Origin of the sequence: Lamprobacter modestohalophilus, from assembly GCF_016583905.1 — a bacterium.
Lineage (GTDB): Bacteria > Pseudomonadota > Gammaproteobacteria > Chromatiales > Chromatiaceae > Lamprobacter > Lamprobacter modestohalophilus.
Genome location: NZ_NRRY01000019.1, coordinates 49,204 through 67,332, shown reverse-complemented (window position 1 = coordinate 67,332; position 18,129 = coordinate 49,204). Strand labels below are relative to the sequence as shown.

Sequence of the window (18,129 nt, the reverse complement as noted above, 5' to 3'; positions counted from 1 at the left end):
TTGCTCCTGTGGTCAGTGATTTGGGTCTGCATCGGTTGCGCTTATTGGAAGCGCAGCATCTTGCGTGCCACTCGGTTGCTTCGCTGTTCGCTGTCGCTATTTCGATCGCCGTGCCTCGATCGCCGTGCGCGCTCAGGCATGTGCCTCACCGGCCCGACGCAGCGCGAAGCGGGCCGCGATGGGGCCGATCAGCTCGAAGACCACGGTGGTGCCGAGCACGGTGGGCAGGATGAGGTTCTCGAGCGACGGGAAGGCCTGGGCGGCGACCAGCGCCAAGCCCAGGGCCACCCCGGCCTGTGGCAGGACCGCGAGACCGATCCAGTTGTAGATGCGCGGTGGAGCACCGCTAACCCGCCCGCCAAGCTGCGCGCCGAGATACAGCCCCGCGGCGCGTGTCAGGATGTAGACGGCACCGATCAAACCGACCGCGGTGAGGGCATCGAGATGCAGCGAGGCCCCGGCGAGCAGGAAGAACAGGATCAGATAGGGCCACTCGATCCCTTCGATGGCCTGGAACGGGCGCTTGTGATGGGCCGCGAAGCTCGACACGAAGGCGCCGAGCGTCATACAGGCGAGGATGTAGGAGACCTCGGCCCAGAGCGCGAGTCCGGCGCACAGCAGCACGAACCCGAGCGCCTCGGCCTGGGTCGGCTCGCCGCGTGTGATGCGCCCGCTCAGATAGGCCATTGGTGCGGCCAGCAAGGCACCGAGTGCCAAGGCGCCGAACAGCTCCCAGCTTGCCGAGAGCAGCACGCCCAGCGAGCCGCTGTCGCCGGCGATACGCTCGGCGATGCTGAGCAGCAGGCTGAACAGGATGATGCCCCAGCCATCGTCGATGGCAACGATGCCGAGGAGGGTGTCGGTGAATTCGCCTTCGGCCTCGATTTCGTGGACGACGTCGAAGGTGGCCGCCGGCGCGGTGGCTGGGGCGATGCCGGCCAGCAGCAGTGCGGCCTCCAGCTGCACGCCGAGCAGCAGCAGGCCGCCGAACACGCAGGCCGAGGCGAGGATCACCTTGCTCGTCGACAGGATCAGCACGCGCCGGCCCAGTCGCCGCAAGTTCTCGGGGCGGATCGTCTGCCCGATCAGTAACCCGATCATCGCCAGTGCCAGATTGGTCAGGATCGGAAACCACTGCTCGGTGAAGGCCGGCAGCAGATCCAACACCTCGGGTCCAACCAACAGCCCGGCGAGCAGCAGCAGTGTGACCCGCGGCAACGGCGTGCGCCGCCCGAGCAGATCGGCGAACAACCCGATCAGGAAGATCCCGCCGATGGTGAGCAGGATCGGCGCCGCATCATTGGCACTACCAGCATCCGTCATGTCCGTGCGCTCATCTGATCGAGTACCAGAGACTGTGATGCAGCTCGCTCGTCCATGAAAGGATGATCAGGCTCGTTCATTGGTTCCTCCACTGTGGCTGCGAGTGTCGACCCGGCTGGGCGGCTGTCATTGCAAAGGGTTAGGGTGCTATCCACCATCGGTTGGGTGATTTGCACGGCAACCGATGGCATGCGGACCCCTCAGCTCAGCTGTGCGATCAGGGCCTGACAGAACATCGGCAGATCGCCAGGATGCCGGCTCGAGATCAGCGGGCCATCGACGACCACCGCTTCGTCCTCCCACTCGGCACCGGCGTTGCGCAGATCGTCTTTGATCGACGGTGCCGAGGTGACGCGTCGGCCGCGCACGATCTCCGCCGAGATCGGCACCCAGCCGGCATGACAGATGAAGGCGATGGGTCGCTCCAAGGCTGCGACGCCTTGTACCAGCTCAAGCAGCGGCTGGTCGCGACGCATCCGATCGGGGGCATAGCCGCCTGGGATGATCAGCGCATCGAGTTCATCCGCGCGGACTGAGCCGACAGCCTCTTCGGCTTCAGCGGTCAGGCCATGCTTGCCCCGATAGGTCGTTTTCGCAGTGCCGATGAGCCGGGTCTGCGCACCCGCCTCGCGCATCCGAATCAGCGGATACCACAGCTCCAGGTCTTCGAAGAGATTCTCGACTAGAACCCCAATGGTCCGGTTGTTGAGCTCGTTTGCCATGCATCCTCCAGTGAAAGGTCAGTTTGGCGAAGGGTCAGTTTGGCGAGAAAAATGCACGGATGATGCCAAACCCTCCGACCTTATCAGTCCAGTCCAAGGAGCCACTCTCTATGGATGCCACTTCGATCGGACCGGCATTGCTGTTGACGCTGCTTGCCGGCCTCGCTACTGCGATTGGCAGTGTGATCGCCTTCTTTGCCCCTCGTGCCAATATCCGCTTCCTCGGGGTCGCGCTCGGGTTCTCGGCGGGGGTGATGATCTACGTCTCCTTCGTCGAGCTGCTGCCGTCCGGCGTGGATGCGCTCGAGGAGATCAGCAGCGCACCGCAAACCATAGCCGTTGTCGCCTTGTTCGTCGGCATGCTGCTGGTTGCCGTCATCGACCGCTCGGTTCCGCTCGTACAACCCGCATGAGATGCGCTCTCCCAACACGCTGGACTCTCCAGGCACGAGGAACTCTCCAGGCACGCAGGGCCCTTCTAGCAGTGGGGTAAACGCGGAGGCTTCTGGCAGTGCAGAAACCGACAGCAAGGGAAACGAGGCGGTTGGCGCCGAGCCGCTGATGAACGTCGGTCTGCTCACCGCAGCGGTCATCACGCTGCACAACCTGCCTGAAGGGTTGGCGACCTTGCTGACCTCGATGCAGGATATCCATCTCGGGATACCGGTCGCGCTTGCGGTGGGTATCCACAATATCCCTGAAGGGATCGCGGTCTCGGTGCCGGTCTACTACGCGACCGACAGTCGCTGGCAGGCGTTCGGCTGGTCCGCGCTGTCGGGGCTCTCGGAGCCGATCGGCGCGTTGCTCGGCCTGCTGTTGTTGTCGGGCTTTTGGTCCCAGGCCCTGCTCGGTCTCTCACTGGCGGCCGTCGCCGGGATCATGATCTTCATCTCCTTCGACGTGCTGCTGCCATCGGCCGAGACCTATGGTGAGCACCATCCAACGGTGTATGCGCTGGTCGCTGGCATGGTGGTGATGGCGCTCAGCCTGCTGCTGCTCTGAGCCCCGGCTGATCCTGATCCCAGGTTGATCCTGATCCGTCGCCAATCGCCTAAAGGAGGTCGCGCTCGATGCGATGATCCCAGTTGCGCGAATAGATCCGCTTGCCGTCCTCCCAGGCATCGAGTTCGGCGCTCAGGTAGAAGAATCGGCTGTCTGATGTGAGCAGGGTGCGCGTGCGCGTGTGGATACTCCAGTCGCCTCGCGTCAGCGAGCGCTCCCAGAGGGCCTCTCCGCGGGGCGAATCGTACTCGTCGCCACGAGAGCTGTACCACTCGAGTGCCTTTTTCGTTTCGGTCAGATCTGGCCCCGAGAGATGGCGACAGCCGTTGTCGTTGACGACCTCCAGTGTCGAGACATCGGTCTCCAGGTCGCGGATCACCCGCCAGCTGTGTTGGCCGGGGCTCAGCATTTGACTGGCCGATGGCGCCGTACCCTCGGCGGGACCGAAGTGACCGATTTCCGCGTCATGGCTGGCTGGTGGCCGGGCCGGAAGGGTGAGTCTGCTGCTGCCCGGGTAGACTGTCAGACCGACCGATTCTGGGGCCGGCCAGGCCATCGGCCAATAGGAGGTCGAGAGCGCGATGCGCACGCGGTGACCGGGCGGGAACGCATAGCCGACATCGTTGAGCGCTACCTGGACGCGATACCGTTTGCACGGCTCCAGCGGTGTCGGCGCATCGCTGGAATCGCGGTGGGTCAGGTTGAGCAGGCCGAAGGTGACGCGGGTTGCCTTGTTGTCGGGGGCGATGTCGGAGAGGCGCACCGCCACCATGGCGACCGGGCATTCCGCCGACAGCTCAAGCAGGAGGCTCGGACTCCCCAGGATCTCGAGCGGCTCTTCGAGTGGTGCCGAATCGTAGACGAGGGCGCCGCCGTCCTCCTGGCGCTGGTCGTGGGGGAGATCGGGCGATGCCGCATAGGAGCACCATTTGCCGGCGAAGAGTCCGAGCCCGAGCGGTGAGTGCAGGTATTGCGAGGCCTCATGGGCTTTAGGATCGGCCTTCTGATCAGACTCCCGTTCGGCCTCCCGATGGGTGGTTTGCGGGTTGGATTCCTGGTTACCTTCCAGGTTGGCTCCAATCTGGCGCTCCTCGGACTCGGTGAGCAGTCGATGCGGGGCCAATTGCAGCCTCAACGGCTGGATGCGCGCTGAGGGCCAGCTGCGTTCTCCGACCCAGCGCCCCGGGCGCTCCTCGTAGCGGGTGGTGGGTGGGACGCTGTCCTGCAGCCAGGCCCGCAGCATCGGCTCCTCCATCACACCGGTATCGAGGCCCTTGAGCCAATGGTCCCACCAGCGCAGGGCCTCCTGCAGGAAGCCGATGGCCGGGCCGGGCACGCCGAGATGGGGATACTTGTGCGACCAGGGACCGACCACGCCGAGGCGCGGCACCTCGAGCTTCGCGAGCATCCGGAAGACGGCATTGCTGTAGCCGTCGGCCCAACCGCTGACCAGCATGACCGGGCAGCGAAGCGCGCTGTAGTCCTCGCAGATCGACGCGTGGCGCCAATAGGCGTCGCGACGCTGATGGCGCAGCCAGTGCTCCAGCCACAGGCCGCTGTGCTCCAGGCGTTGCAGCCAGCTCGGCCCGACCAGCGCCGGGTCGGGCGGCAGCGCGTTGTAGGCGAACATGGTCGAGGCCCAGGACAGATTGTCGCCGAGCAGGCAGCCGCCCATGTGATGGACGTCGTCGGCATAGCGGTCGTCGCTCGAGGCCACGCTGATCACCGTCTTCAGTGCCGGCGGCCGCAACGCGGCGAGCTGCAGCCCATTGAAGCCGCCCCAGGAGATGCCGATCATCCCGACCTTGCCGTCGCTCCAGCGCTGTTCCGCAATCCAGCGGATCACCTCGAGGCCGTCGTCGAGCTCCTGCTGCAGATACTCGTCTTGGAGCAAGCCCTCGGAGTCGCCGCTGCCGCGCAGGTCGACACGCACCGCGGCGTAGCCGTGTCCGGCGAAGTAGGGGTGCAGGGTCTCGTCGCGCAGCCGGATCGAATCGCGCTTGCGGTAGGGGATGTACTCCAAGATCGCGGGCACCGGGAGTTGATCGGCATCCTCGGGCATCCAAATGCGGGCGGACAGACGCACACCGTCCGCCATCTCGATCCAGATAGGCTCGCGATCGATGATCGGGTTGGGGAACTCCGTGACCGTTCGCAATGGAACCTCCTCGCCGTGAACAGGCTGCTGGCTTCTATTGGCTGAACTCTATCGGCTAAGCTTTGGCTATCAGCTGAGCTTGAGCGGCATGGCGTCGACGATCTGCTCGTATTGTCCAAGCAGTTCGTGCTGATCATGGGCCGCGATGAAGATATGAGCGAGCTCGTAGCTATAGCTGTCCTGCTCGAACAGCTCTGAGAGACGCATGCCTGGCTTGATCAGGAGCTCAATGCAGCTCCCCGGATAGTCCTGTTCGATCTGACGCAGTGCTGCCTCGCTCGGAACCTGCTCGACAAGGGCATCCTCGAACGCGCGCAGATGAAACTTCGCCGCGCAGCCGAACGGCCCTTGGCGACGCAGCACGCAGGGCTCCTCGCCGAGCGCGAGCTCGACGCCGACCTGATGATTGGGCCGCCCGTCGACCTGCCTGTACAGGTATCCGTGTGACTGCGAGAAACGCGGATTGACCTCCAGCAGTGAGAGCGCATCGGTGCCCTCGTCGTAGAAGTACTCGATGTTGAAGGCCGCCTGGTCATAGCCGATGCCTTCCATCACCCTGACCGATGCCTCGCGCATCCGAGTCTTCACCCGGTTGGGTAGCCGCGACGGGTACTGATAACGCTGGAAGGACATCCCGTTCGGGTAGTTGATCGAATCGACCACGCCATAGATGTTCGCCTTGCCGCGATAGACATAGCCGGAGACGGTGCACTGGCGGCCCTTGAGGGGCGCTTCGGCGATGCAATAACGCCCACTGATCGGTGCGATCGCGCTCGGCAGGCTGACCTGAGACAAGAAGGCATCGAAGGCCTCGGCGATAGGGCCGATGCCCTCGCGGATCTGACTGAGCGCATCCTCCAGCTCGCGCCGATCATGGACGTGGAAGCTGAGCAGCGAATTGGTGCTCTTAATGGGCTTGAGCCAGAACGGGAAGTCGAGGTCGAGCTGATCCGCCGCCTTGGCGTCAAAGGGGTCGACCGCGGTGAAGCGGGGCACCATCTCTGGGACCAGCCTCTGCTGCTCGAGCCGGCCCCAATATTTGTGCTCGCAGCAGGCGACGCTCTCGACCGTGGGTGAGGGCAGGCCGAATTCGCGGCAGAGTACGGCCACAGCCGATGTGACCGGGAAATCCCAGTAGCCAATGATGGCATCGATCCGCCCGTCGAAGCGTGCGAGCTGGTCTCGGGCCTGGTCAAGGACGGATTGGAACGGGAAGGTCCCGTGCGCCTTGACCTCGTCGACGGTCATCAGCGGGTGGAAGCGATAATTGTCGGCATTGCGAATGGCGCGGAGCTGGCGCAGATTGAAGTCGTCGATGCCGAGCACGAACAGGTTGCGCTCCATTGTGATCCTCTCCCAATCGCGGTTCTTGTGATCCGAAGCGGCCTCACAGCGGCGTCGAAGCGGCAGCCAAGAGGTCGGCCATGGTCGTCTGTCAATCCTGCTATTGCTCGTAGACGAGCTGCTCCCGCTGCACGCCCAGGCTTTGCAGCTGATCGTTGATCGCTTCGACAAACGCATCGGGTCCGCAGACATAGAACATCCCATCGAAGGTCGCGAGATGGGACTTCAAGAAGTCGACGTCGATGCGCTGGCCCTGATGTCCAGGCTCGTGCTCGCGGGTGAAGGTCAGCACGCAGTCATCACCTAGGTAATGCTTGAGCTCCTTCTCGCAGATCACATCGTGCTCGGTTTTGTTGGTCAGCAACAGCTTGTGGCCGTCTAAGGCATCATCGGCCGCGAGTTGGCGCAAGATCCCAAGGAAGGGTGTCAGGCCGGTGCCGGCGGCGATGAAGGTGCCCGGACCCTGGTAGTTGATGCTCCCGAAGGCGTCGCTGAGCTTGAGCTGGGCGCCTGGCTTCAGGGCGTGCAGGGACATGGTCATGCCGTCGCCCTCGGGATAGCGTTTGGTGGTGAATTCCAAGAGCTGATCATTGGGCAGCGAGGTTGGCGTGAAGGGGCGGCCCTCTTCGCGCCATTCATCATTGTCGATATGAACCTCGACACCTTGTCCTGGCTGCCAGTCGAGCCCCTCCGGTCGCGTCAGCAGCAGACGCTGGACGTCGTGGGTGACAAACTCGGTCATCAATAGGGTTGCGTCATGGGACATCGGCAGCTCCTTCGACAGAGACTAAGAGGTGAGCGGTAGATCAGATGAGCGGTAGATCAGATGAGTGGTCGATCAGATGAGCGGTAGATCAGATGAGTGGTCGATCATCGGGAGAACCGCGATGACGCGACCGGCGGCGCCGACCGGACAGAAAAGCCGCAGGCCACGCATCTCGCGGTTGAATGAAAGCGAGCAAACCTGATGCCACAAAGCTGGCATGAAGGTTTGTCGTGCTTGCGGGGCCGGCGGCTCGGTGCGGCGACAGGGTCCTGCGGTGCACCTGACCCCCTCTTGGTGGCAATCCACCAGCTTGGCGTGCAAGCTCGGATGCTCGTCGCAGCCTCGAAGCCCCTTCCACAGAGCCAGCCTGGAAGGTTCCGCCAGGCGCATAAGGGCAGGCGCATAGACCTCGACCCAGACCAGACTTGCCTTCCGCACTGGTGCAGGGCTTGCTTCAATTGATCAAGAGCCCGCACCGGCGCTTGTCCGAGACTTGCTGCGGTGCGGCGATGCATTGCGATGAGTTAGGAGGTATGCGATGGCCAATCAGAACTCCAGCCAACAACCACGCCTGGACGCTCTGGTGCGCGACGATCAGCGTCTAGACGAGCGTCTAGACGAGCGTCTAGATGAGCGTTTAGATGAAGGACTAGACGGACGTCTCCATGCAGACGTGCTCGACGAGTATGGATTCTTCAAGGACCCCGATCTGTGGACCCGCGATCTGGCGCTGAGACTCGCTGCTGAGATGGACATCGGTGAGCTGAGCGAGACGCACTGGCGCGTCATCGATCAGGTGCGCTCGGATTACCTCGACAGCGGCATGCTGCCGGTGCAGCCGACGCTCTGTCACGAGTTCGAGCTGGACCCTGAGTGCATCCTGAGGCTCTTTGGTGGCCCGATCGACGTCTGGCGGCTCGCTGGTCTGCCGAATCCCGGCGAGGAGGCCCGCACCTATATGGAGAATCAGGAGGCACCCGAAGGGCAGGGAACGACTCAGGTGCCGCGTTGAAGCAGCCTCTAGTTGATCGAGAGGCTGGTTAGACGGCTCGCCGGCTGCTAGCCGGCGGGCCTCATTGCCACATTAGTGACGGGTCGTTGATGCAACAGGCATCAGGTGCATCAGTTGCTCTTCCCAGCCTGCTTCGAGCCGCTCGCTTCGAGCTCGAAGAGGGCAAATTCTGAGCGGGTGATACGGCCGTTGTCGTAGCTGTCGATGCGTTCGAACTCCTTGGCGAGCGGCGGGTGGGCTTGCGCTTCTTCCTTGGTGATCGCTGCGTCATCGTTGGCGTCGAGCTTATCGAATAGCTGCTCCTTAGCGTCCGGCAGGTACACCATGTCGCGGTTCTCATCAAAGGGGAGCGATGTCTGCTCTGAGCCGCCGCCGTCGTTGTTCCCAGACGACTGCTGCACGCTCTCGGGTGTCTTCGCCTTCACATCATCGCGATCCTTCGGCGGGTTTGCGTCCTTTGCGTCTTCCGGCAGCCAATAGGCGACGACGACGCTCTCCCAGCGCCGCAGGGGCAGGTTCGGATAAGTGCCAGCCTCAAAGCTCGGAGCTTCACTGACCTTTGCCGGGGTGGCATCCAGCACCATATAGCGCTCGTCGTCTTCGTCCGGGTACTGGAAGTGGTTCATCGGCACCGCGATCCGGTCGTCCTTGTACTCGTCGGCAACCTGCTCACTCTCCATGATCACATAGCGGAAACGCCCATAGTCATCCATGATCATGTCGCGAATGGTGCCAATCTGCTCACCGGCTTCATTATTGACCGGCTTGCCGAGCCAATTGCTGATCTTGTAGACCGGCGGCAGGTTGTGAGCCAAGCCGGTCTTCAGATCTTGTTGCGCCTGCTTCTGGTCACTACGACCGTCTTGCTCGGTGGCTTCGACAGCGGTGGTTATTCCGGCTAGGTAGAGCAGCGATGCCATGAGCGCAACGGCCGAGAAGGCTGTGGCGGTATGGTGGCGAGAAGAATAAGAAGCGGAAACGGCTGTCAGGGGCTTGTTTGTCTGTGTCGGCATCATTGGGAATGGCCTCCTTTGAGAGAGTTGGGATTGGCGATGCGATGTAGCTATTCCTCGGTAGCAGCGCAGTGCAGCTGGAACGGCAACAAAGCGCATCGGCTCGACATGGTTTGAGCAATCGTCAGGCCAATGTCTCGACCATTGACGCTGTCGTCTGATGTGATCGCGATTCGCTTGCGCTCAGAGCTGGAGCAGGCCAAGAAGGCCAACGACGATCAGGTAGATTGCGACCACATAGTTGAGCAGTGAAGGCCGGACCAGGATCAGGATTCCGGCGATCAGCGCGACGATGGGTTGGATCATTGGGTGCAACATGGACGTCTCTCCTTTGGCAAATGAGGGGCGGCGACGACCGCCGGGATGGGAATCTCACGCCGGGCGTTCCGAGGCCTCGGGATCGGCTTCTTGCGGTGATGCATGCTTCGTACCGGGAGCACCGGCGAGGGCACTGAGCCACTCCATCGGCAGCGGGAAGACGACGGTGGTGGCGCGGTCGCTGGACATGTCGGCGAGGGTCTGCAGGTAACGCAGCTGCAACGCCTGCGGCTGCGTGGAGATGACCTCCGCCGCGCCGCGCAGGCGCTCCGAGGCCTGCAGCTCGCCCTCGGCATTGATCACCTTGGCGCGGCGGTTGCGCTCGGCCTCGGCCTGGCGGGCGATGGCGCGGATCATGTTCTCGTTCAGATCCACATGCTTGATCTCGACATTGACCACCTTGATGCCCCAGGCGTCGGTCTGGTCGTCGAGGATGGTCTGGATGTCGCGGTTGAGCTGCTCGCGCTCCGAGAGTAGCTCGTCGAGGTCGTGCTGGCCGAGCACCGAGCGCAGTGTCGTCTGCGCCAACTGACTGGTGGCCATTTGGAAATCCTCGACCTGGATCACCGCCTTGTCGGACTCGACCACCTTGAAATAGAGCACCGCGTTGACGCGAACGGTGACGTTGTCCTTGGTGATCAGGTCTTGTTCCGGGACATCCATGGTGACCACCCGCAGGTCGATCCGAACGACTTTCTGGATACCGGGAACGATGAGGATGAGCCCAGGGCCCTTGACCGCTTGGAAGCGGCCCAGGAAGAAGACGACGCCACGCTGATACTCGGGCAGGATGCGGATTGCCGAGCCCAGGAACAGGATGATCAGGCCCAGGGGGAGGAGGTAGGTCAGGAATGCGCTATAGGCCATGGGTGACTCCGTCGAGTGTCGAGTGTCGAGTGTCGAGTGTCGAGTGGACAGGTAAGTGATTGAGTTGAAGAGTGATTAGGTCGATGAGCGATGAGGTGATGACTGTTCGCGCGCCGAGGAGGCGGGCGCCACCTCGAGCTTGAGGCCGTTGACGGCGAGCACGCGCACCGCCTCGCCGCGTCGAACCGGTGACTGGCTGCTGGCCTGCCAGAGCTCGCCCTCGAGATGGACTTGGCCAGTGTTGTTCGACGCCCCGCCGAAGTCCGCGCGTGCCTCGCCCGTCTTTCCGACCAAGTGCTCGGCACCGACCGTCGATGGCTTGCCGCGCAGGCCAATGAAGCGACCGATGACCCAGATCGACAGGGCGGCGCTCAAGCCAGCGGTGATGCCGATCACCGGCCAGGAGACGGCGGCCCCTTCGTCATCCATCAGGATCACCGAGCCGAACAGGAAGGCGGCGAACCCGCCGATGCCGAGTGCCCCGAAGCTCGGCGCTAGGGCCTCGCCGATCATCAGCAGCACGCCAAGCAGGATCAGGCCAACGCCGGCGTAATTGACCGGCAGCACCTGCAGCGCATAGAGCGCGAGCAGCAGGCTGATCGCACCGATGATGCCCGGAAACAGGGCGCCCGGATTCGAGAGCTCGAAGATGATCCCGTAGATGCCGATCAGCAGCAGGATGTAGGCGACGTTCGGGTTGGCGATCACAGACAGCAGCTCGATGCGCCAGTCGGGCTCGAGCTCGCGCAGCTTGAGGCCGGCGGTCTCGAGCACGTGCTCGCCGGTGGCGGTTTGCACGCGGCGTCCGTCGATGCGCTCCAGCAGGGTCGGGATATCCTCTGCGACCAGGTCGATCACATCGTGCTCGGCGGCGGCGCCGGATGTCAGGCTGACCGAGGCGCGCACCGCCTCTTCGGCCCAGTCGGCATTGCGCCCGCGCAGCTCGGCCAGACCGCGGATGTAGGCGACGGCGTCGTTGACTAGCTTGCGCTCCTTGGCGTTGGCGGCACTGCTGTCGCTACGGTCGCTAAGGTCTTCGCGGGTCGGGAAACGCTCGCCAAGCCCGGGCATATCGCCTCCGCCGACCTGAATCGGGGTTGCGGCGCCCAGGTTGGTGGCCGGCGCCATGGCGGCGATCTGGCTGGCGTAGAGGATATAGGTGCCGGCGCTGGCCGCTCGGGCGCCGGGCGGAGCGACTAAGCTGGCCACCGGCACGGGCGAGGCGAGGATCGCCTTGATGATGCGGCGCATCGCCTGATCCAGACCGCCCGGGGTGTCCATGCGCAGGACGACGATCTCAGCGTCGGTCTGCGCGGCCTGCTCAAGGCCAGTGACCACCAGCTCGCCAGTGGCGGCACCAATGGCGCCGTCGATCGGGATGACCAGTGCTTCGCGCGCCTCGGCCGCCTCGGGCATGGCGGGCATCAGAGATCCGGTCGCGATCATCAGCGCCAACATCAGAATGGCGATGAGCGAGCGAATCGACGTTCCCAAGATTGAAGGTAATGTCATTCGGAATGCTGTCTCGACTACAGATCTCGGCTGTAGCCTCGACTAAAGCGAGTTTCGTGCCGGGCGAGTTTCGTGCCGGTCTGCGGACGGCTGTCGATGGGCCGTCGGGGTCCAGTGCTCGCTGGCTGGGGCATTTCGACCGCCGCTGGTTCAATGCACCCGCGGCCATATCGATAACCGGGATGCAGAAGCCCCTTCGGCCTCGCTCCCGGCGTTTCGGCTGTCTGCGAGGGTATCGCGGAGCCTTTGGCTGGCGCCGCGGTGCGTCACCCTAGATTGGCATGATGGCTTGGCATGATGGCTTGGCACGATGACTGCTTTGACATGGGTTGTGTCTTTATTCCTGAATGAGGAGAGAAATCCATGTTCGCAGCCGATTCGATCGTGATCCTAGAAGAGAACGGCGGCGAGACCGCTTCTTAAGCAGCTGCCGATGTTCGGACAACCGATCATTATGCGCTCCTGGAAAACCTATTCTCTTTTGCTAATCGGCTTAGTGCTGGCTGTCGGGCTTGGCTTGACGCTGCTGGGTTTGGCGCTCAGGAATTTCCTGATCGAGTTCTGGTGGTTCGAGTCACTGGGTTATGCGTTCTATTTTTGGCAGCGTCTGCTGTATCGCTATCTGGTCTTCGCCGGTGGCGTGGGGCTCTTCTTCGCGCTGTTCTTTGCCAATTTCTGGATTGGCAGCAAATACCTAGGCGCGCCGCGTCCGAGCGAGACGGCATCCGAAGCCAACCGCAACCATCCCTCTCCCCGACTTTATCGTCGCTTCCAGACGCGCTCGCTGGTCTTTTACCTGCCGCTGACGCTCACCCTGGCGGTGATCGTTGCGCTACCACTGTTCTTCTATTGGGAAGAGGCCTTACTGTTCCTGCTGGCCCCCGAGGCTGGCATCCAAGATCCGGTCTTCGGTCATGACATCCGGTTCTATCTCTTTTCGCTCCCCTTTTTCAGGCTGCTCTACACTGAGGTCATGCTTGCGCTCGGGGTCGTGCTGCTTGGGCTCGGCCTCCTGTACGGGCTCGAGCACCGGGTGATGCCCAGAGCGCGAGGAGGATGGCGGCGCGGGGCTCGGTTACATCTGAGCCTGATCCTGTTGCTCCTGATCCTGATGGGGAGCGTCTATTTCCTAGGCGATGCCTACATGCTGCTCTACACCGACGCCCATCTGCCGTTGTTCTATGGGCCGGGCTACGAGGAGATGACGGTGACCTTGCCGCTCATCGGTGGCGCAGCACTGCTGGGGCTCATCGCTGGTGCACTGCTGCTGATGGTGCTCAATACCGGCAAAGGCAAGCGGCTCTTCGCGGGCACATCGCTGCTGTTACTCGCCGTGATCGGATTGCGTCATACGCCTTATCTCAAGGAGCGGGTGGGTGAGTTTGTGGTTGAGCCGGCCGAGATGACGCGCGAGACACCCTTCATCGAGCACAATATCCAGGCAACCTTGGCCGCCTATGGATTACAAGCGGTGGAGACGCGCACCTATCCTATCCACGAGGAGGGGTGGGAGAAGATCACACCCGAGATCAGCCTCAGCCTGCGCAACATCCCGATCTGGGATGACGACAAGCTATTGCCCGTCTATCGCGAGCTGCAGGAGATTCAGCCCTATTATGCGTTCGACAGGGTCAGCGTTGGCCGCTATGAGGTCGAAGAGACCTATCGCCAGGTGTTTCTCGCCGCCCGCCATATTGATCTCGAAAAGCTCGGCGAGGCACGTCAGACCTGGGTCAACCTCTGGCTTCGGTACACGCACGGCTATGGCGTGGTGATGACCCCGGCGGCACAGCCGGCGGATGAGCCGATCGAGTGGCTGATCCAGGGCATTCCGCCGGAGTCGGTTGCGGGGCTGTCTGTCGACCAGCCGGCGATCTACTATGGACCGACCGATTTGCATCCGGTGATGGCTCCGAATGCGACCCATGAACTCGATTACGCCGCATCCGGCGAGACCAAGCTCGCCGACTATGCGGGCAGCGGTGGTGTGCCGGTCAGCAGCCTGTTTCGCAGGCTGGTCTTCTCGCTGTACTTTGGCGAGCGTAATATCTTGTACACCACGCAGATGACCGACGCGAGCCGGCTGTTGTTCCGGCGTGATATCCGCGAGCGCATCAAGACCCTGACGCCGGATCTGATGCTCGGTCCGGAGCCTTATCTTGCGCTTGCCAATGGTCGGCTCTACTGGATTCAGGATGCCATGACCGCCTCCAAGTGGTATCCCTACGCCAAGGCCTATGATGGCGATGTCCAGCACTTTGAGCGCCCGTTCAATTACATCCGCAATTCGATCAAGGTGGTGGTGGATGCCTACAATGGCAGCGTCGACTACTATCTGGCTGATCCGTCTGACCCGATTGCCGCCGCGCAGGCGCGCCTCTATCCTGGGCTCTTCAAGCCGTTGGACGCGATGCCGCCGGCACTCAAACAGCATCTGCGCTATCCAAAGAGCCTGTTCGACGTGCAAATGGACCTCTACACGCGCTACCACCAGACCGATCCGGAGACCTTCTACAACCAGGAGGATGCCTGGGAGCGGCCACCCGATCAGTGGCGCGAGGACCTCGAGCGGATGCGCTCGCATTACCTCACCCTCAATCTGATTGACCCCGATCGCTTCGAGTACAGCCTGTTCGCGCCGATGACGCCGCTCGGTCAGCCGAATATGCGGGCGCTGGCCGTTGCTGGGAACGATGGCGAGAGTTATGGCCGGATCATCGTCTACCGCTTCCCGAAGGGCGCCTTGGTCTATGGGCCCGAGCAGGTAAATGCCTTCATCAAGCAGGACCCAGAGATCTCCCAAGAGCTGAGCCTTTGGAGTGAGAAAGGGTTGCATGTCATGCATGGACGTCTGATCGTGGTGCCGGTCGAGGGTGTGGTGACCTACATTCAAGGCATCTTCCTGCGAACCGCCTCGGCGTCACCGCTGCCCCAGCTCGCTCAGATCATCGTCAGCCAAGGGCCGCTGGTGGTCATGGCCTCCTCGCTTGAAGAGGGATTCCGAGCGCTGCATAAGCTGATCAAAGAGACGCGGGAGCAAGAGCCCGTGCAAAAGGTGCCGCCGCGCGATGAGCCGCCGGAGGTCACGCAAGCGCCTCAGGGCGCAGCGGCTTCCTGATTTGATTCACTGGCTGGATGGCGTATTGCGAGCCAGTGCGGATGTTAGCGTGCCGCGCAACACCCCGATCCTGATCTTGCACCGGGCGATGGACAACGTGCGCGATGAGTGGCAGGAGCCGGTAGCGGCGGTGGGCGAGGCGTTTGAAGCACGGCTGCGCCCAATCACGATGTCGGCGAGTTCACCGGTGCCGCAGGGGGTAGGGGCTGTTGGGCAGGTGCCGTTGCCCGGCGCAGCGCCTTCGGGCTTGCCTGCGACCGAGGGTGCTTCTACAGTGCCGGTAACGAAGCAGACGACCCAGAGCGCAGGATCATCATGGAAGCAGAAATCCGGGAGTTTCGCGATCATATCAGCCGCTATCCGCCCTTCGACGGGCTGAGCGACGATCTCCTTGACGAGGTGGCCGGCGCGGTGGAGATCGCCTATTTCAAGGCTGGCACGACCATCGCTGAACGGGACGGCTCGGTGGAGGCGCTGTCCTACATCCGCAGCGGCGCGGTGGAGGTGTACCGCCACAACGGCCAGCTCTACAATCGCCTCGGCGAGGGCGACATCTTCGGGCAGCTCGACTTGCTGCGGAACCGCCCGGCGCGCTTCCCGGTGCAGGCCATCGAGGACACCCTGATCTATCTGATCCCGAAGCCCGTTTTCGATCGCCTGTGCGCCGAAGACGACGATTTCGCCGATTTCGTGGAGCTGTCCGGCTCACGGCTCAAGAGCACGGTGGAACAGAGCCTGCGCAACAATGACATGATCGCCACGCCGGTGCGCCGCCTCATCTCCCGGCTGCCGGTCATGATCGAGGAGTCGGCCAGCGTGCAGGAAGCGGCAAGCCTCATGACCGAGAACGATGTCTCTTCGGTGCTGCTGCTCAAGCCCGGCGACGGCGAGGATTCGGACCACGTTTTCGCCGACACTGAGGGACGCCAGTGGCTGCTCACAGGGATGATCACAGACAAGGATCTGCGCCAGCGCATCGTCGCTGAGGGGGCCTCGCCGCAGACCCCGCTCTCCAGTATCAGCCACGGCTGGATCATCACCATCCAGTCCAACGAGTCGGTCAACGAGGCCATGTTGACCATGCTGCGCAACAATATTCAGCGACTGCCGATCCTCCACCGCCGTCGTCCCGTGGGGGTCGTCTACCTGTCGGACATCGTCCGCTACGAGACCAACAACAGCGTCTACCTGGTCAACAACATCTTCAGTCGCACCTCGGTCAAGGCCCTGGCGCGCCTCACGCCTGAGGTGCGGGCCTCCTTCGTGCGGCTGGTGGACGAGGGCGCCACCTCGCGGATGATCGGTGGGGCCATGTCGAGCGTCGGCCGCAGCCTGATCCGCCGCCTGGTGGAGCTTGCCGAGGCCGATCTAGGTCCGCCCCCGGTTCCGTACTGCTTCATGGTGCACGGCTCCCTTGCGCGCAACGACCAGTCGATCACCACGGATCAGGACAATGCGATGGTGCTCCACGATTCCTTCGACCCGAAGCGCCACGATGACTACTTCAGGGAGCTGGCGCGACAGGTGAGCGACGGGCTGAACGCCTGTGGCTATCCGTATTGCAAAGGGGGCGTCATGGCCACCAACGACCAGTGGCGCCAACCGCTGGCCCGCTGGAAACAGTACTTCAGCGACTGGATCGCCAAGCCGGACCCGCAGCGGCTGCTGCACAGCTCCATCTTCTTCGACCTGGACGCGGTCCACGGCGAGGCGCGTTTCGCGGAGGAATTGCAGGACCTGATCGCGATCCGGGCGAAGGCCAGCCCCCGGTTCCTAGCGGCCTTGGCGCGCAATGCCCTCGGCCGTACGCCACCGCTGGGCTTTTTCCGCACCTTCGTGCTGGAGCAGGACGGACGGCATAACAACAGCATCAATCTCAAACGCCGCGGCATCGCCCCCCTGAACGACGTCATCCGGGTCCATGCCCTGGGCGTGGGCTCGCGGGCTCAAAATGGCTTCGAGCGGCTCGATGAGATCAGCAGTGCCGGGGCCCTGCCTGCCGGCCAGACCGACAAGTTGAGCTATGCACTGGAGTTTCTGTCCCTCGTGCGGATGCGCCATCAGGCCCAAGAGATCAAGGACGACCATGAGCCGCACAATGCCATCCAACCGGAGCGCATATCGGACACTGAGCGTCACAACCTCAAGGAGGCCTTTCAGATCCTGAGCAACGCCCAGAGCTTCCTGCGCTTCCGCTATCCCAGCCCGAGCCGCTGACCGCAATGACCCTGGGTACGCACCAGCGGCAGGCCTCCCCGAGCTGGGCGGACTATTTCACCGGCCAGGCCCAGGTCTGCAGGACCTTGGCCCTCAAAGCCTTCTACGCGGCGGGAGTGCCCGCAGAGGAGCGCCCCATCGGGAAGGTCCCACTGGTGGCATTGGACTTCGAGACCACGGGCCTGAATCCCCGCGAGCACGCCATCGTCAGCATCGGCCTGGTGCCCTTCGATCTGCGGGTCATCCGCCCAGCGGCGGGCCGCTACTGGGTCGTCAAGCCGCCTCGGACGCTCACGGAAGAATCTATCGCCTTCCATCGCATCACCCACTCGGAGGTCGAGCAGGCGCCGCCGATCGCCGCGATCCTCGACGAGCTGCTGGCCGAGCTCGCCGGCCGCCTGGTGGTGGTCCACTACCGCAACATCGAGCGACCGTTCCTCGAGGCGGCCATCCTGGCCAATCGCGGCGAGCGCTGCCTGTTCCCGGTCATCGACACCATGGCCCTGGAGGCGCGCTGGGAACGCCAGGGCCTCCTGCAGCGTCTCAAGCGCCTGCTCGGCATCCAGGCGGCGTCCATCCGGCTGGCCGACAGCCGCAGCCGCTACGGACTACCCCATTACTCCTCCCATCACGCCAAGGTGGATGCCATCGCCACGGCGGAGCTGTTCCAGGCTCAGATGGCCCGGCATTTTACGCCCGACACACCGGTCTCCGATCTCTGGGCTTAGGCGATTTCTGTCAAAGCTCATACCGCCTT

General features: G+C 63.0%; 16 protein-coding genes. 6 read left to right on the top strand and 10 right to left on the bottom strand.

Features of this window, described 5'->3' with window-relative positions; all coding sequences use genetic code 11:
- Positions 1-132 precede the first annotated feature (132 nt).
- Positions 133-1,323 carry a cation:proton antiporter gene (locus tag CKO42_RS12590; RefSeq protein ID WP_200244426.1) on the bottom strand — a complete coding sequence of 397 codons (1,191 nt, stop codon included), beginning with the start codon at positions 1,321-1,323 and terminating at the stop codon, positions 133-135.
- A 200-nt stretch (positions 1,324-1,523) separates the two neighbouring features.
- Positions 1,524-2,045 (bottom strand): type 1 glutamine amidotransferase domain-containing protein, encoded by a 522-nt coding sequence (locus CKO42_RS12585; protein ID WP_200244422.1) that lies wholly within the window; start codon positions 2,043-2,045, stop codon positions 1,524-1,526.
- Between the two features lie 110 nt (positions 2,046-2,155).
- Here CKO42_RS12585 and CKO42_RS12580 point away from each other — a divergent pair, with 110 nt between their 5' ends.
- Positions 2,156-2,458 (top strand): ZIP family metal transporter, encoded by a 303-nt coding sequence (locus tag CKO42_RS12580; protein WP_200244419.1) that lies wholly within the window; start codon positions 2,156-2,158, stop codon positions 2,456-2,458.
- A gap of 1 nt (position 2,459) precedes the next feature.
- Positions 2,460-3,047 (top strand): ZIP family metal transporter, encoded by a 588-nt coding sequence (locus CKO42_RS12575; protein ID WP_200244413.1) that lies wholly within the window; start codon positions 2,460-2,462, stop codon positions 3,045-3,047.
- Between the two features lie 49 nt (positions 3,048-3,096).
- Here CKO42_RS12575 and CKO42_RS12570 read toward each other — a convergent pair whose 3' ends face one another.
- The 3 genes from CKO42_RS12570 to CKO42_RS12560 all read right to left on the bottom strand — a co-directional run bounded on the left by CKO42_RS12570 (position 3,097) and on the right by CKO42_RS12560 (position 7,315).
- Positions 3,097-5,145: a CocE/NonD family hydrolase gene (locus tag CKO42_RS12570; RefSeq protein WP_200244577.1), complete on the bottom strand. Its 2,049-nt coding sequence runs from the start codon at positions 5,143-5,145 to the stop codon at positions 3,097-3,099.
- A gap of 129 nt (positions 5,146-5,274) precedes the next feature.
- Complete coding sequence (locus tag CKO42_RS12565; RefSeq protein ID WP_200244410.1) at positions 5,275-6,549, bottom strand: ATP-grasp domain-containing protein; 1,275 nt, start codon at positions 6,547-6,549, stop codon at positions 5,275-5,277.
- A gap of 100 nt (positions 6,550-6,649) precedes the next feature.
- On the bottom strand, positions 6,650-7,315 hold the full coding sequence (locus tag CKO42_RS12560) for an FAD-binding oxidoreductase (protein WP_200244408.1): 666 nt from the start codon (positions 7,313-7,315) through the stop codon (positions 6,650-6,652).
- Between the two features lie 538 nt (positions 7,316-7,853).
- Between CKO42_RS12560 and CKO42_RS12555 the strand changes: the two genes are divergently transcribed.
- Positions 7,854-8,327, top strand: a complete 474-nt coding sequence (locus CKO42_RS12555) for a TusE/DsrC/DsvC family sulfur relay protein (RefSeq protein ID WP_200244407.1) — start codon at positions 7,854-7,856, stop codon at positions 8,325-8,327.
- A 110-nt stretch (positions 8,328-8,437) separates the two neighbouring features.
- Here the strand turns inward: CKO42_RS12555 and CKO42_RS12550 are convergent, their stop codons facing one another.
- From CKO42_RS12550 to CKO42_RS12535, 4 genes are all read right to left on the bottom strand, one after another.
- Positions 8,438-9,340 carry a PRC-barrel domain-containing protein gene (locus CKO42_RS12550; RefSeq protein WP_200244404.1) on the bottom strand — a complete coding sequence of 301 codons (903 nt, stop codon included), beginning with the start codon at positions 9,338-9,340 and terminating at the stop codon, positions 8,438-8,440.
- Between the two features lie 183 nt (positions 9,341-9,523).
- Positions 9,524-9,658 (bottom strand): DUF3096 domain-containing protein, encoded by a 135-nt coding sequence (locus CKO42_RS12545; RefSeq protein WP_200244400.1) that lies wholly within the window; start codon positions 9,656-9,658, stop codon positions 9,524-9,526.
- 54 nt (positions 9,659-9,712) lie between these two features.
- The gene (locus CKO42_RS12540) at positions 9,713-10,525 is read right to left on the bottom strand and encodes a slipin family protein (RefSeq protein ID WP_200244398.1); all 813 of its coding nucleotides are present in this window, start codon (positions 10,523-10,525) and stop codon (positions 9,713-9,715) included.
- A gap of 75 nt (positions 10,526-10,600) precedes the next feature.
- A complete protein-coding gene (locus tag CKO42_RS12535) occupies positions 10,601-12,037 on the bottom strand; it encodes an NfeD family protein (RefSeq protein WP_200244396.1) in 1,437 nt (478 codons plus the stop codon).
- A 481-nt stretch (positions 12,038-12,518) separates the two neighbouring features.
- On the opposite strand from CKO42_RS12535, the gene CKO42_RS12530 reads away from it, so the two are divergent.
- Positions 12,519-15,155, top strand: coding sequence for a UPF0182 family protein (locus CKO42_RS12530; protein ID WP_200244394.1), 2,637 nt, complete (start codon positions 12,519-12,521; stop codon positions 15,153-15,155).
- 6 nt (positions 15,156-15,161) lie between these two features.
- On the opposite strand, the gene CKO42_RS12525 is transcribed toward CKO42_RS12530, so the two are convergent.
- Positions 15,162-15,503 (bottom strand): hypothetical protein, encoded by a 342-nt coding sequence (locus CKO42_RS12525; protein ID WP_200244391.1) that lies wholly within the window; start codon positions 15,501-15,503, stop codon positions 15,162-15,164.
- Between CKO42_RS12525 and CKO42_RS12520 the strand changes: the two genes are divergently transcribed.
- The gene (locus tag CKO42_RS12520; RefSeq protein WP_200244390.1) at positions 15,471-17,372 is read left to right on the top strand and encodes a DUF294 nucleotidyltransferase-like domain-containing protein; all 1,902 of its coding nucleotides are present in this window, start codon (positions 15,471-15,473) and stop codon (positions 17,370-17,372) included. The genes CKO42_RS12525 and CKO42_RS12520 overlap by 33 nt on opposite strands.
- Positions 17,373-17,377: 5 nt before the next feature.
- Complete coding sequence (locus tag CKO42_RS12515) at positions 17,378-18,100, top strand: 3'-5' exonuclease (protein ID WP_200244389.1); 723 nt, start codon at positions 17,378-17,380, stop codon at positions 18,098-18,100.
- Positions 18,101-18,129 lie beyond the last annotated feature (29 nt).

Excerpts from the sequence above, each read along its gene's own strand:
- CKO42_RS12565 (WP_200244410.1), bottom strand. The coding sequence starts at position 6,549 with ATGGAGCGCAACCTGTTCGTGCTCGGCATCGACGACTTCAATCTGCGC.
- CKO42_RS12520 (WP_200244390.1), top strand. The coding sequence starts at position 15,471 with ATGGAAGCAGAAATCCGGGAGTTTCGCGATCATATCAGCCGCTATCCG.
- CKO42_RS12515 (WP_200244389.1), top strand. The coding sequence starts at position 17,378 with ATGACCCTGGGTACGCACCAGCGGCAGGCCTCCCCGAGCTGGGCGGAC.
- CKO42_RS12555 (WP_200244407.1), top strand. The coding sequence starts at position 7,854 with ATGGCCAATCAGAACTCCAGCCAACAACCACGCCTGGACGCTCTGGTG.
- CKO42_RS12535 (WP_200244396.1), bottom strand. The coding sequence starts at position 12,037 with ATGACATTACCTTCAATCTTGGGAACGTCGATTCGCTCGCTCATCGCC.
- CKO42_RS12580 (WP_200244419.1), top strand. The coding sequence starts at position 2,156 with ATGGATGCCACTTCGATCGGACCGGCATTGCTGTTGACGCTGCTTGCC.
- CKO42_RS12590 (WP_200244426.1), bottom strand. The coding sequence starts at position 1,323 with ATGACGGATGCTGGTAGTGCCAATGATGCGGCGCCGATCCTGCTCACC.
- CKO42_RS12560 (WP_200244408.1), bottom strand. The coding sequence starts at position 7,315 with ATGTCCCATGACGCAACCCTATTGATGACCGAGTTTGTCACCCACGAC.
- CKO42_RS12545 (WP_200244400.1), bottom strand. The coding sequence starts at position 9,658 with ATGTTGCACCCAATGATCCAACCCATCGTCGCGCTGATCGCCGGAATC.
- CKO42_RS12525 (WP_200244391.1), bottom strand. The coding sequence starts at position 15,503 with ATGATCGCGAAACTCCCGGATTTCTGCTTCCATGATGATCCTGCGCTC.
- CKO42_RS12550 (WP_200244404.1), bottom strand. The coding sequence starts at position 9,340 with ATGCCGACACAGACAAACAAGCCCCTGACAGCCGTTTCCGCTTCTTAT.
- CKO42_RS12570 (WP_200244577.1), bottom strand. The coding sequence starts at position 5,145 with ATGGCGGACGGTGTGCGTCTGTCCGCCCGCATTTGGATGCCCGAGGAT.
- CKO42_RS12575 (WP_200244413.1), top strand. The coding sequence starts at position 2,460 with ATGCGCTCTCCCAACACGCTGGACTCTCCAGGCACGAGGAACTCTCCA.
- CKO42_RS12585 (WP_200244422.1), bottom strand. The coding sequence starts at position 2,045 with ATGGCAAACGAGCTCAACAACCGGACCATTGGGGTTCTAGTCGAGAAT.
- CKO42_RS12540 (WP_200244398.1), bottom strand. The coding sequence starts at position 10,525 with ATGGCCTATAGCGCATTCCTGACCTACCTCCTCCCCCTGGGCCTGATC.